The 13,319-nt window shown below is 29.0% G+C and carries 12 protein-coding genes and 1 pseudogene; 3 read left to right on the top strand and 10 right to left on the bottom strand.

The genetic code is table 11. The features are described from left to right. Positions 1-48 precede the first annotated feature (48 nt). Positions 49-432: a hypothetical protein gene (locus tag ACIJYH_RS04940; protein WP_435162535.1), complete on the bottom strand. Its 384-nt coding sequence runs from the start codon at positions 430-432 to the stop codon at positions 49-51. 313 nt (positions 433-745) lie between these two features. Further along, on the bottom strand, positions 746-1,072 hold the full coding sequence (locus tag ACIJYH_RS04935) for a hypothetical protein (RefSeq protein ID WP_435162534.1): 327 nt from the start codon (positions 1,070-1,072) through the stop codon (positions 746-748). 452 nt (positions 1,073-1,524) lie between these two features. On the opposite strand from ACIJYH_RS04935, the gene ACIJYH_RS04930 reads away from it, so the two are divergent. Further along, positions 1,525-2,109 (top strand): hypothetical protein, encoded by a 585-nt coding sequence (locus ACIJYH_RS04930; RefSeq protein WP_435162533.1) that lies wholly within the window; start codon positions 1,525-1,527, stop codon positions 2,107-2,109. Positions 2,110-2,399: 290 nt separating this feature from the next. On the opposite strand, the gene ACIJYH_RS04925 is transcribed toward ACIJYH_RS04930, so the two are convergent. Then, a complete protein-coding gene (locus ACIJYH_RS04925; RefSeq protein ID WP_435162532.1) occupies positions 2,400-2,885 on the bottom strand; it encodes a YajQ family cyclic di-GMP-binding protein in 486 nt (161 codons plus the stop codon). A gap of 71 nt (positions 2,886-2,956) precedes the next feature. Here ACIJYH_RS04925 and ACIJYH_RS04920 point away from each other — a divergent pair, with 71 nt between their 5' ends. Both ACIJYH_RS04920 and ACIJYH_RS04915 read left to right on the top strand, forming a co-directional pair. Next, the gene (locus ACIJYH_RS04920; protein ID WP_435162531.1) at positions 2,957-3,976 is read left to right on the top strand and encodes a D-2-hydroxyacid dehydrogenase; all 1,020 of its coding nucleotides are present in this window, start codon (positions 2,957-2,959) and stop codon (positions 3,974-3,976) included. A 66-nt stretch (positions 3,977-4,042) separates the two neighbouring features. Continuing rightward, entirely contained in the window at positions 4,043-4,414 is a 372-nt protein-coding gene (locus tag ACIJYH_RS04915; RefSeq protein ID WP_435095736.1) for a TlpA family protein disulfide reductase, read from the top strand. Between the two features lie 8 nt (positions 4,415-4,422). Here the strand turns inward: ACIJYH_RS04915 and ACIJYH_RS04910 are convergent, their stop codons facing one another. The 7 genes and pseudogenes from ACIJYH_RS04910 to ACIJYH_RS04880 form a co-directional block, all read right to left on the bottom strand. Continuing rightward, positions 4,423-5,739, bottom strand: a complete 1,317-nt coding sequence (locus ACIJYH_RS04910) for an MFS transporter (protein ID WP_435162530.1) — start codon at positions 5,737-5,739, stop codon at positions 4,423-4,425. A 57-nt stretch (positions 5,740-5,796) separates the two neighbouring features. Then, positions 5,797-6,657, bottom strand: a complete 861-nt coding sequence (locus ACIJYH_RS04905) for a DMT family transporter (protein ID WP_435095730.1) — start codon at positions 6,655-6,657, stop codon at positions 5,797-5,799. Then, positions 6,654-7,580: a glutathione synthase gene (gene gshB / locus ACIJYH_RS04900; RefSeq protein ID WP_435162529.1), complete on the bottom strand. Its 927-nt coding sequence runs from the start codon at positions 7,578-7,580 to the stop codon at positions 6,654-6,656. The genes ACIJYH_RS04905 and gshB overlap by 4 nt, the downstream gene beginning before the upstream one ends. Continuing rightward, the gene (locus ACIJYH_RS04895) at positions 7,570-8,865 is read right to left on the bottom strand and encodes a glutamate--cysteine ligase (protein WP_435162528.1); all 1,296 of its coding nucleotides are present in this window, start codon (positions 8,863-8,865) and stop codon (positions 7,570-7,572) included. The genes gshB and ACIJYH_RS04895 overlap by 11 nt, the downstream gene beginning before the upstream one ends. Positions 8,866-8,929: 64 nt before the next feature. Further along, complete coding sequence (gene purF, locus ACIJYH_RS04890) at positions 8,930-10,411, bottom strand: amidophosphoribosyltransferase (RefSeq protein ID WP_435162527.1); 1,482 nt, start codon at positions 10,409-10,411, stop codon at positions 8,930-8,932. Further along, complete coding sequence (locus tag ACIJYH_RS04885) at positions 10,365-10,910, bottom strand: CvpA family protein (RefSeq protein WP_435162526.1); 546 nt, start codon at positions 10,908-10,910, stop codon at positions 10,365-10,367. The genes purF and ACIJYH_RS04885 overlap by 47 nt, the downstream gene beginning before the upstream one ends. A gap of 6 nt (positions 10,911-10,916) precedes the next feature. Beyond that, positions 10,917-13,308: pseudogene (locus ACIJYH_RS04880) on the bottom strand (efflux RND transporter permease subunit). Positions 13,309-13,319 lie beyond the last annotated feature (11 nt).

Raw genomic sequence — 13,319 nt, 5'->3', positions numbered from 1 at the left:
GTTTGTAAGCTAAAAATGCAAGTTCCAAGGCTATTAATACTTCAAGCATTAAAACTTCCTGTCACTTTTTTCACACATATAATTGTGGTCATACCTCTCACCACCATCTATTTTGCCATATTGATACATACTTCCATCAAATCTATTAATAATTATTTGCATGAACGTATCTGCACTATAAATCATGCTCATATATTTAATTTTATCCTTAGTTATTTCTACAATAATTCTTTGCTCACCAAATACAGTTTCTTTTCTACCAGCAACATCTTTTGTTCGTCCATTAAACATTAACCAGTCTCCACCTTCATCAAAATTTAGAATTAGTTGAGCATCTCTTTTTTCATCTACACATTTAATTGTAATATTTTTTGAATAGGCGTTTCCACACAACATCAAACCGAGAACTATGATTGATAGAAGTTTTTTCATACTAAAATGTTATCAAAAACTTCTAGAATTAACTATTTGATTTATCTCTTTTGATACAAGTTTGGGATCAAGTTTTTTAATTAAATTGATGAGTCTTTAAGCGATTTATTTCAAGTTAACTTTTTAATATCCGCATAAGTGCTGTAGTTTAATGTAGGATAGAGTAGGTAAGGTTGAACCGCTAATCCCCCAAATAATCGCCAGCTTCCTGAATAATTTTCCAGAGTTTACTTGCGTTTTCTTTGTTCATACCTTGCTAAACATTGATCTATCTCTAAATGGTCTAGTTTGCGGTCTAGTTATCCTATACTATCTATTTTGGATCAAATGTTTTGTTATATTTCAAATCACTTTGTCGTAATGTAACACCCCAAATTCTTCTACAAGTCATATCTAAATCAAGTAATTGGCTCATATTTTCTGGAGAATAACCAAGATTAAGAAGATTATTATTTTCTTCTAATAGTTTTGTTATATTTATGTCTCCTAATAATCTAGCATGACTAACCTCGATAAGATCAGGTCTAGAAATTGGTAGTTCATTCATTATAAAATGAAAAAAATTAGCATTTCTCTTCAAGCCATTTTGGTATTCATCTTCTGAACCAGTGTTCATTTTATCTCTTAACCATTTAAACATAATTAATATTAACAAATTTTAAATTTCTAATCACTATTTTTTTTACCTAATTAAAACTGCCTTTTTCAAAACATTTTTTTGGCTGATTAAAAACAAATACTATTAATAAATATGTCTAATGCATTGGATTTCATTCCTTTTCACTCGTTTATGTTTTTTTTCATTATCTCCCTCGCTGCGTAAACTTTCTTCCACGAAGAGGAGTGAAACCATTACTAACTACAAATTATTAACCTTAAGAAAATCAACCAACAATAGGAGTTCCGATATATGGAAATAGACCGTATTTGTAAATACTGTCATGTAAGTGCTTATGTTGCTTACGATAACTGTAGTCCAGTTTATAAAAAAACCTTCAAGTTTGAAATCAGTCCTAGCACCCACAATGCCATTATTTGGGACAAGATAATTAGAGTTCTTAAAAAGAATGGTATTAACGTGGAGCTTAAATCATGAAACGTTTTGCAATCTTTATATCACTACATTTATTTCTATTTTTATTGGTTATAGCGTATCAAGCACAAGCCAAAGAAGACGAATGGGAAGTTAGATCTTTTCAAGACATGGTTATTGCATCAGTACCAGGTGAAATAGTTCATGGAGATAAGTTAAGATTTATACTCAAAAAAGGAAATTGTAGATCTTTAAATGTACTTTTTTCATTTCTTACATTTAATGTTCCAAATGAAATTCACAATTTAGAGGGGAAGAGGATATCTATAAAAACAAATGAGGAAAGAATTATGAATAGGGCTGATATAGTAGTTGTATCACCTGCATTGAATAATAGAGCACATTTTGTAATGTTAACTTCACCTCAATCATATGAGCTAAGTAATTTTTCTGATGAAATAATGGAAGCTTATAATTCAAGTAAAATTTTTAGTATTGAGTTAATGGATGATAAGGAATTTAAAGTTGAAAAATATTTTGATGTTACTTCAAATGAGTGGAATTTAGAAAGATATCCAGAAAAGATAAGTGAGGCTTATGATTTGTGTATAGGAGCAGAAAATATAGATAAATACCTTAGCTAAAATGTGTTTGATTTATCTCTTACTTCAAAATATATAAATGAAAGTCAAAACTACAAGTATTACGATAATCCAAATAGTAAGATTGGTTAATAGTTGTTTTAATTTTGAATTAGACTGCAAAAAAGCAGGAAGAACCAATAATAGAATTCCTATCATATAGATTACAGGTAGCAACTGATCCATTAGGTTTTATCTTTTGAGTGTTGTCTTTAAGTGTTGCATCAAATCACCAGTTTATTGAATTATTTTCCACAGTTTGCTTACGTTTTTCTTTGTTCATTTATTTAAAATTAATCTCTAAAGTTTATAAATTCAATAGGTAAACCAATATCGATAGTTTTGATTGCAGCTATCGCATCTTGAAGGTCATCTCTTTTTTTTCCATCAACTCTCAATTCTTCACCTTGGATTTTGATTTGAATTTTAAGTTTAAGTTTTTTTATATCTCCAATTATTTTTTTAGCATTTTCTTGGCTTATTCCTTCTTTTAATTCACTTATCTGTCGAATGGTTCCACCTGTTGCACCTTCTGAATTTTTAACACTTAGTACTCTAGGATCTACTTTTCTTCTTATAAGATGAGTTTCTAAGAGTTCATTGACTTGTTTTAGTTTTAACTCATCTGATGCAAGTGTAGTAATATTTTTATCTTTTCGCTCAATTGAAATATTAAGTCCTTTAAAATCATATCGGTTACTAATCTCTCTTAAGCAATTAGCTAGGGCATTATCAAATTCTTGATAATTTATTTTGCTGATCACATCAAATGAAGGCATAATTTTTTTATTAATTTATATGATAATATATTTTTTATTAAATAAATTAAATATAAGATAATGATTATTAAATGAATAAAATTAAAATTCATATTAGAAATAACCACTGGAAAGAAGGTTTTTTACCTTGTGATCCAGAAGGTGAAAAGCATAGCACAATAACTAAAGAAGAATTTGAAAAAGGACTAAGTCAATTTCCAGAAATTAGAGAAAAGATAGAGTATTTAATAGATTGGGATGATGATAATTATCTAACTTCTATGAAAGAAGCAGATATTTTGCTTGGTTGGCAATTTCCAACAGAAAATATTAAAGCTATAGCTCCAAAGCTTAAATGGATACATGTAAGTTCTGCTGGAGTTAACCATCTGTCTCCCTTTGATTGGATGAAAGAAGATTTAGTTTTAACAAACAGCAGTGGCGTGCATGCTAAAAAAGCAGGAGAATTTGGTTTAATGAGCATCTTAATGCTTCAAAATCAAATGACTAAAATTGTTACAAATCAAAAAAATAAAGAGTTTGTTACATTGCTAAGTAAACCTATTGAAGATTTTAAAGTTGTTGTAGTTGGAACCGGATCTTTAGGCGGCTCAATGATAAAGCATATAAGTAAACTCAGAGCTGAGGTTATTGGGGTTAATCGAAAAGGAAAAAGTGTTGAGGGTTGCTCAAAAGTAATTACCTTTGATAAAATAGATGAAGTATTGCCAAGTGCTGATTTTTTATATCTCGCAGTTCCTGAAACAGAAGAAACAAAAGGATTAATTAATAAGACTAGACTAGATAGTCTTAAATCGACGTGTGGAATTGTTAACATTGGCAGACACTCAGTGTTAGATTATGAGGCTTTAAGAATTAAATTAGAAAAAAATGAAATAGCAGGTGCTATTTTAGATGTATTTTCTCACGAACCCATACCAAAAAACTCTAATCTTTGGGATACGCCAAATTTAATAATCACACCACATATTTCATCAGATAGTCAAGGCAACTATATTGAAATGGTGTTAAAGATATTCTTTAAAAATCTCAAACTTTTTTTAGAAAAAAAGGAACTTATTAATCAAATTGATAGAAAGCTAGGTTATTAAAGTAAGGTTATAGAGACAATTTGTTTAATTACAGAAATACTAGTTGGGTGTAGATTACTTCTAATTATGAAAAATATTCTAATCTTTATACTTTTAATATTTGGCCTTAATTCAGTTGCTGTAAGTAAAGAAACTACTTTTACTAATGAGATTTTTGAAAAATCACAATTAGAGGGAAAAACTGTTGTAATCCATTCATGGAACAAGACCTGCACAACTTGTGCTAAACAAATAAAAGTATTAGACAAAGCCAAACAAGATTTCAAAGATGTAATATTTTTAAGCTTTGAACAAACGAAAGATAAAAAAATTGCAAAATCTTTAGGTATTAATTATTGGACAACAATTGTTGTTTATAAAGATAGCAAAGAATTATCACGAACCATTGGTCAAACAAATAAAGATAAAATTTACTCTCAGATCAAATCTTTAGAATAATTAAAATACTAAAAACTATTAGGTTTGTTTTCTTCAATTATAGGTTCTAAGGATGGTTTAACAGGTTCTTCAATAGGTTCAGTTGAAGGGTTTAATTCAATACCAGCTGGTGTAATTGATTGTGGCATTGCAACGAATTGAGAGTCTGGATTTTCAACAACAGGTCTAACTTTTGATCTATAAAGTCCATAAATTCCAATTAAAGAATGAAAAAATATTAAGAATATAAAAAATCCATTAGGTCCAACGAAACCCATAAAAACTGAACATAAAAAAGGCCCACCCATAGCACCCATACCAAATGTAAACTGTAAACTAGCACCTGCTGCAACAAATTTTTCTTTAGGGATAAAATCATTGGTATGTGCTAAAATTAAAGAGAACATTGGAAGACTACAAAAAGAAAATAAAATTAAAAAAACATAAAACCAAAATTTACTGGTTGCTAACTCACCTGGTAAATACATTTGTCTTGAAGATAAAATTGCACAAAAAGCAAAGAATGCTGATGCAAAAGTCACTATAATAATTACTCTTCTTCTATCAAACATATCGGACAATTTTCCAATAGGCCATTGAGAAATTGCACCTGATACCGCAAGCATAAATGTAACTAATGAAATTTGAAAAATAGAAAAATTCATTGTTGTTGCGTATACCGCTAGCAGAGTGAATAACGCAGATTGAATAGTTCCATAAAAAAATGAACTGACCATTCCAAATGGAGACGAGTTAAATGCTTCTTGTAAAGACATAGTTGATATCTTTTTAAACGTTGGAGCTTTTCTTTTTGTAAGCAATATCGGAATTAGTGCAGCTGAAGTGATGACTGAAATTAATATGAAAGGTTCCAAGTTTAGTGGATCACTAAAGTTAAGTAAAAACATTCCAAGCCCCATAGCACCATATAAGATAACCATATAGACTGACAAAACACTTCCTCTATTTTTATTACTCGCTCTGTCGTTTAACCAACTTTCAGCAACAGTATAAATAGAAACCATACTTATACCTGTAAGAACTCTAAGTAAAAACCAAGCAAAAGGGCTCACATATACAGCATGAATTAAAACTACTAATGAAGCAACAGAAGCAAAAGCTGCAAACACTCTGATATGTCCTACACGAGAAATTATTTGTGGAATAGTTTTAGCACCAATAAAGTAACCAACAAAGTAACCAGACATCATAAACCCTGTTGCTGTTAAACTAAATTCTTCTTTTACAGCTCTAACTCCAAGCAAGGATCCTTGAAATCCATAAGCAAGCATAAGTGCCCCCATACCTAAAAATAATGCCCATGAATTTTTTAATACTTTTTCCATCTGAATCGGTATCTATTTCTGATTTGTGGCCAAATCAAGTTAAATGTATTTAGAGGTTTATGATTTTCTAAGCTTTAGGAATGAGTGAATCGCAATTGTTAAAATGATGACTAATCCGCCTTGAATGGTCTCAATACTAGGCTGTTCTTTAATTACCATCCAAACCCAGAATGGACCAATAATAGTCTCTAATAGGAAGAATAAATTCACCTCTTCAGCAGGAATAAATCTTGGAGCAATCGTTACAAGCACAAAAGGAATAGCAACACACATAATACTCATTAATGGTACAATAAATAAATCTCGGTCAACTAAAGTGTAGGTTTCAATAAAAAACATAGCGAATATTGCAACACACAATTTCCCGACAACTGCTGCAGGTAGTAAGTTTTTTTTCTTAGCTGATCTAATGGTCACAGCATTAATTGCAAGTCCAAGACCTGTGATAAAACCTAAAATATCCCCATAAACATTCCCTAATTGAAGCGAGTCGTAGAAAATATAAACTGCAGCTAAAAATGTTACTGCAATTGCAACCCAAGTTTTTTGATCAGGTATCTCTTTTAAGAAAATAGCACCTAAAATTGCAGACAACATAGGTGCCATTGCAATCATGACTAAAGTATTAGCTACATTAGTGTTCTGGATAGAGACTACAAAAGTAATATTAGTAATAGAGAAAGTAGTTATAAAAATTAAACCATGGTAACCACTATTGAATAACATCTTAAAAAAATTGGATTTATAAACGATTAACATTCCAATCAAGACAGTAAAAAACGGAATCATTCCACGATAAAATACTAAACCCCAAGTATCCACATTCGATAATCTAATAAATAAACTATCAGGTGTAATAAACATTACTGCAACAAATGCTAAAAAAGATCCTTTTTGTTGGTCTGATAAATTTGTCATGCTTTTAATTCTTTCCAAAATATTTTTGCAAGATTAACTCCTGATAAATCGTATAACGTTTTTAATCCTGTAGGTGATGTAACATTGATATCACCATTTAATTTTTGATCTATAAAATCTATTCCAGCAAAAAAAATATTTTCTTTTTTAAGATCTTTAGCAATTAATTTTGAAATTTTATGTTCAGTTTTGGTTAATTGGACATTAATTGGTTTTGCACCTTTGCTCATGTTACTTAAAAAAGAACCTTGTTTTGGAACTCTAGATATTGCACCACATACTTGACCATTTATTAAAAAAACTCTTTTATCACCTTTGCTAATCTTAGGTAAAAATTTTTGACACATTATGTGATCATGCTTTTTGATAAATTGATTAATTAGTTTTGAATTAAATTTGTTTAAAAGATGAATGTCATTTCCACCGTAACTATGGATAGGTTTTATAATTACTTTTTTATGTGTCTTAAAAAAGTTTTTAATTTCATTTATATTTTGGGTGAAAATAGTGCTTGGCATAAATTTTTGGTATCTTACAGAATATAGTTTTTCAGATATATTTCTAATTGAAGTAGGGTTATTTAAAATCTTAACTTTATCTTTAATTGTATCGAGAATGTATGTTGTTGAAATATATTCAAGATTAAAAGGAGGATCTTGACGAATTAGAATATATTTACATTTTATAAGATTAAGTTTTTGTTTTTTTAAGATTTTAAAAAATTTTTTATCTTTATAATTAAACTTTATAAAGAATCCTGAGGCAATTACTTTTGAATTAATTACTGATAAATCTTTTGGGTCATAATAAAATATCTTGTAGTTTTTGCTTTGAATTTCATGAGCAAGAAAAACACTTGTGTCTGTTTCAGAGTTTAATTTTGAGGGGTGATTTCCTTGAATAGCAACGATTTTATTTGTCATATAGTTCACTTAAATCTTCAGTTTTAGAAAATTTACTAATCATATGATCTGCATTAGTAGTTTTATTATCAATTACTTTTTGCAAATGATTTAAAAATAATGTCTCATTTTTCCCATGTTTATTCAAAATATCTCTGTCCTCTAATCCTTTTTTAGATAAATCTAATAATGTACTTGCCCAATAAAGAAGATCTTTACCCATAAGTTGAGTATTAAATCCTTTTTTGGGAGCTTCTAGATATGCATTAATAATTTTATCTTTATCCCAAGTCGAAATTAACTCATAAACTTCGTTTAAATTTCCATATAGCATCCCAACATTGAAAGCAGGCCCTGAACATAGACAATCCCAACCACAAGTATCCATTGACCTAAGTTCAATATATTTCTTTAATCTATTTTCTGTAAAAATTGTACTTAAGTGAGTAGTTAAATCACTCTCGGTCGGCAGTCTGTTTCCAATCTCATTAATTTTACCCTCCATAAAATCTTTAAAAATATATTTTCTTCCAGAAATATATGATCCTTCATGTTGAATAAATAAAATTGGAAAATTCATTGAAAATTCTGCATATTTTTCAAAGTCTAATTCTTCAAAAAATAATTTAGGAAGTCCTCCTCTCGAGGTACTTTGCCAAACTTTGGATCTATATGATAAATAATTACTTTTTTTCTTTTCAACAATTGCTGAGTTTGCAAATAAAGCAATTGAAATTGGGACTATGGAATTAACAACTTTAAATTTTTTTATAAAATCCTCTTCAGAGTTGTAATCGATATTTAGTTGTGTGCCGCAAGTTCGATACATCATATCTAAACTTAGTTCTCCTCCAAGAGGCATGTCTTTAGTCATTAACTCATATCGTTGTTTGGGGTTATTTGGAATTTCATCTAATTTTGAAATAGGGTCAAATCCAGCACTTACAATATTAATACCTAATTTTTGAGTAACTTGTCTTAATTCAAATAGATAATCCTGAGACTCTGCACAAGCTTCATGAATATGATTAAGTTTATCACCTGATAATTCTATTTGGTTTCCAGGTTCAAGAGTAATATTTTTGCCACCTTTGTTTAGCCCTATAATATTTTTTTTTTCTAAAATTGGATTCCAGCCAAATTCTAAAAGAGCAGCAAACATCTCTTTAATTTTTGAATAATTAATTCTTTTATTATCAATTTTACTGAACAAAAATTTTTCATGCTCAATCCCAATCCTAAAATCTTTTGTCTGTTTAATTCCTGATTTAAAATAATCTATTATTTGTTCTTTAGATTTGATCATATATATCTAGATAATATTTAAATTTAGAATTTAAAGATAATTATTAAAAAATTAATTTTTCTATTTAATTGTTAGAACCAGTGCTTAATAAGGATAATTGAGTTACTTTATTGTCTCCTAATTGATCAATAGGTTTTACAGGATAGTCCCCTGTAAAATAATGATCCGTAAGCTGTGGGTAAGTATCATTTCTTTTGTCAAAACCAATTGCTTTATATAATCCTTCAAGAGATAAAAATTTTAGAGATTTAGCTCCAATATACTCACAAATTTCCTCATTTGTCTTATTAGCAGCTAACAATTCCTTTTTGGTTGGAGTATCAACCCCATAAAAATCTGGATATCTGATTTCAGGACAGGCAATTTTAACATGCACTTCTTTAGCCCCTGCATCATATAACATTTTAACAATTTTATGAGAGGTAGTTCCTCTTACAAGCGAGTCATCAATTAAAATAATTCGTTTATCTTTAATAGTTGTTTGATTTGCATTTAATTTAAGCTTAACTCCTAAGCTTCTAATTTTTTGACTTGGTTCAATAAATGTTCTTCCCACATAGTGATTTCTAATTAAACCATGTTCATAATTTATTTTTAAACATTGGGCAAAGCCAAGAGCAGCTGCATTACCACTGTCTGGAACAGGAACTACTATATCTGCTTCAATATCATTTTCTTTAGCAAGCTCAATTCCAATATTTTTTCTATGCTCATAAGCAGTTTTACCGTCAAGAATACTGTCAGGTCTTGCAAAATAAATATATTCAAAAACACAAGGCCTTACTTTTTTTGGAGGGTAGGGTTTGATACTTTCTAACTTATCATTTTCAATTAAAACAATCTCACCATTTTCAACATCTCTCACAAACTTAGCACCAATAATATCCAATGCACAAGTTTCTGATGCAAGTACATAGCTGTTACCTAATTTTCCAATAACAAGTGGCCTAATCCCAAATGGATCTCTAACTCCAATCAATGAATTTTGTGTTAACATCACTAAGGCATAACCTCCTTGAATTTGGAACACTGCATCTACGACTTTATCAATTGTTTTGGGTCGTTTAGATTTTGCAATTAATTGAACAATAGTTTCTGTATCAGATGTTGAGTAAAAAATAGCTCCATCTTCAACCAATTTATTTCTAAGTGCAATAGAGTTTGTTAAGTTTCCATTATGAGCAACTCCAATTCCACCTGCATTAGTATCTGCAAAAAAAGGCTGGATATTTCTTAATGTATTTTCACCAGTTGTGCTGTACCTGTTATGACCGATGGCATGATTTCCTTTAAGATTTTTAAGAACTTTTTCTTTATTAAAGTTGTCTCCAACTAAGCCAAATCTTTTTTCTGAGTAATACTTTTCACCGTCAAAAGAAACTATTCCACAGCCTTCTTGACCACGGTGTTGAAGAGCATGAAGACCAAGAGCTGTTAAAGCTGAGGCATCTTTTGAATTACTTATGCCAAATACACCACATTCTTCTTTTAATTTAGGATCAAATTTCTTTAATTTTTTCTTTAGAATCTTGATATGTTTTTTCATTAGGAAATTCTTTTATGAGATAATTACTACCTTTTTCAAGGTAAGGAAAGATGTATGATTGCTCTATATTTATAGGCCATTTATCGTAATTGTAGACAATATGAAAGCCAGAGAAAATACAAACTGAAATTATATATGCTCGAATAAACCCAAAAAAGAATCCAAAGGTAGAATCTAATCCTCCAATACCAGTGTAACTAACTGCCTTACTAATTCCTTTATTCACAAGTAATACTAAAAAAATAACCAATATAAAAATAGCAATTCCCAACCCAATATCTAAGACATACTCGTTATCAATAATATCCTCAATGTATGGTTTTATTCTTGGAAATAAAATTAGAGTGATGACGTAGGCAAGTAACCATTTAGCCATTGATAAAATACTTAAGACAAATCCTTTTTTGTAACAAGTAACAAGTGATAAGAAGGTAATAATTATGTAGATTAGATCAATTATAGATATTAAATTATAAAAATCTTTTAAACTATCAATCATTACCAACTATCTTCCAAAAGGTTTAATAGTTAAGATCAAAGCAGGTAACAAAGTTAAAACGGAGATCATTGCAAGTAACATTGCAAGTCCTGTAAACACACCAAAATAAATTGTAGGAATAAATTTTGATAAAACTAAAATTGAAAAACCAAAAACAATAGTGATGGATGTATTCAATATTGCAATACCAACGGTTGAATGACATCTTTTTAAAGTTTTATTGTAATCTTTAATCTTATCAAATTCTTCTTTAAATCTATAAATATAGTGAATACTATTGTCTACAGCTATGCCAATAGTTATTGCCGCAATAGTAATGGTCATCATATCTAATGGGATGCGAAGAAGACCAATAATTCCTAAAATAAAAAATGCTGCAATAAAATTAGGAACTACTCCAATTAAAGACAACTTGATATTTCTAAATAGAATTACAAACATTGAAAAAATTCCAATCATTACCAACCCTAAAGTAAGAATTTGTGATTTAAATAAACTTTGTAATAAATTATTAAATAAAATTAAAACTCCAGCTAGTTTAAATTCATTTTCCTCTAATCCTATTTTATCTTTAAGATCAAAATTTATTTTATTTATTAAATCATTTCTTCTTAAGTTTTTTTGAGAGTCAATTATTCTTAAACTTATTCTAGCTTCATTGTTTTCAATAGATAAATAGGGATCAATAATTTCTGTTTTTATACTTTCTGGAATTTTAGAATACAAAACGCCCATTTCCAAAGTACCAAGAGGCTTGTTGTTGTTCAGCTGTGTTGCAACATCAATGATAGATGAAAAAGATAAAACTTTTCCAACTTCTGGTAGACTATCTAGATAATTGTGAACTGATGCTATTTTATCAACTTTATCTTTAGTAAACCAATATTTTTCTTCATTTTCATCCTCTTCATCACCCCAATCTTCAAACTCATCGTCTTCAGTTGATATATCTTTATTTTCAGCAGTAGGAAATTTTAGAATTACCTCAAGTGGAGTAGTACCACCTAATTCTTCGTCTATAAGTTTCATTCCTTTATAAATTTCAGTATTTTTATTAAAGTAATTAATAAAGCTATTCTCTACTTCGAGCTTGCTAATTCCAATTATGCTCAAAATAATAATAATTCCAGTTAATCCAAAAATTGTATTTTTATTATTTATTGAAAGCAGACCTAAATAATTTGTAATTTTAGAATCTTGTTCTTTTTTAAGAGATGTATTTTTTGTTGGTGTAAAATTTAAAAGAGTCGGAAGAAGGGTGAAGGTAATAATAAATGACGTGATTAATCCAAAAGTCATCATCCACCCAAAATCAATAATTGGTTTAATTCCACTAAAGATAAGAGATAAAAAAGCAAAGACAGTGGTAAAGACTGTATATAAAATAGGCCAAAACATTTTATTTGTTGTAAGAGATATAATTTCAAAATTATTTTTAGCAGGGTAATCTTTTTTTAGCTGAAGAAAGCGAGTACTCATATGAATATTCATCGCCATTGTTAAAATAAGCATTAATGCAATAAAGTTAGAAGAAATAACTGTTACCTTCCAACCTAGAATTCCTAGTAAGCCCATCATAATCACAACTGAGAATAAGCAACTACAAATTGGAACAATAATCCAAATTAACTGTCTAAAGACAAACCATAAAGTTGCAATAATGAATAAAAGAACCCCTATACCAAAAACTATAATGTCACTTTTAATGAAAGTCATCATGTCATCAGCTATCATCGGAATTCCTCCAAGATAAATCTTACCTACATCACCATAACTTTGAATAACTTGTCTAATCTCTAATATATTTTCATGATTTTGTTTTTTAATCTTATCTTTGTAAATTTCTATTTCGTCTTTTGATAAATCTTTAATATTTTCTAATTTTTTATTTTCTTTGATGTTAACTATAATGCCGCTCGTATTACCATTTTCACTAATGACATAATTTCTAAACACAGGACTGTTTAAAATTTCTTTAAACCCACGATTTTTATCTACTCCCTCATCTTTTAATGTTTTAAAACTTTGAAGTCTTTCTTGTAGAGGAGAGTTCTGAATTACTTAAAAGAGGTATATCTAAAAGAGTGATAACGCTATGAACCCAATTAAGACTTTGAATTTTATATTTTAAACTTAAAAGATTATTAATTGAGCTGTCAGTTACCATTCCTTCATTTGGAGTATAAGTAAGAATTAAAAAATTTTTTGAACCATATCTTTCTGTTACTTCTTGAAGATAAGTTAAATCAGGGTCACCCTCTAACAATAGTGTTTCAGAAGATGCATCTAGTCTGAAATCTTTGGAATAATAACCAAAGCTTAATATTACAATAATAAGTAAAATAAATACTGATTTTGGGTTTTTCAGAACTCCATTATGATACAATTGAGCAATCATTAGCTCTTTTA

This window comes from Candidatus Pelagibacter bacterium nBUS_25, assembly GCF_051200975.1.
Lineage (GTDB): Bacteria > Pseudomonadota > Alphaproteobacteria > Pelagibacterales > Pelagibacteraceae > Pelagibacter.
Note: the sequence above shows the minus strand (reverse complement) of the source record. Positions and strands in the feature narration are given on the sequence as shown.

Coding starts and splice junctions, on each gene's coding strand:
- ACIJYH_RS04940 (WP_435162535.1), bottom strand. CDS start 432: ATGAAAAAACTTCTATCAATCATAGTTCTCGGTTTGATGTTGTGTGGA.
- ACIJYH_RS04935 (WP_435162534.1), bottom strand. CDS start 1,072: ATGTTTAAATGGTTAAGAGATAAAATGAACACTGGTTCAGAAGATGAA.
- ACIJYH_RS04930 (WP_435162533.1), top strand. CDS start 1,525: ATGAAACGTTTTGCAATCTTTATATCACTACATTTATTTCTATTTTTA.
- ACIJYH_RS04925 (WP_435162532.1), bottom strand. CDS start 2,885: ATGCCTTCATTTGATGTGATCAGCAAAATAAATTATCAAGAATTTGAT.
- ACIJYH_RS04920 (WP_435162531.1), top strand. CDS start 2,957: ATGAATAAAATTAAAATTCATATTAGAAATAACCACTGGAAAGAAGGT.
- ACIJYH_RS04915 (WP_435095736.1), top strand. CDS start 4,043: ATGAAAAATATTCTAATCTTTATACTTTTAATATTTGGCCTTAATTCA.
- ACIJYH_RS04910 (WP_435162530.1), bottom strand. CDS start 5,739: ATGGAAAAAGTATTAAAAAATTCATGGGCATTATTTTTAGGTATGGGG.
- ACIJYH_RS04905 (WP_435095730.1), bottom strand. CDS start 6,657: ATGACAAATTTATCAGACCAACAAAAAGGATCTTTTTTAGCATTTGTT.
- gshB (WP_435162529.1), bottom strand. CDS start 7,580: ATGACAAATAAAATCGTTGCTATTCAAGGAAATCACCCCTCAAAATTA.
- ACIJYH_RS04895 (WP_435162528.1), bottom strand. CDS start 8,865: ATGATCAAATCTAAAGAACAAATAATAGATTATTTTAAATCAGGAATT.
- purF (WP_435162527.1), bottom strand. CDS start 10,411: ATGAAAAAACATATCAAGATTCTAAAGAAAAAATTAAAGAAATTTGAT.
- ACIJYH_RS04885 (WP_435162526.1), bottom strand. CDS start 10,910: ATGATTGATAGTTTAAAAGATTTTTATAATTTAATATCTATAATTGAT.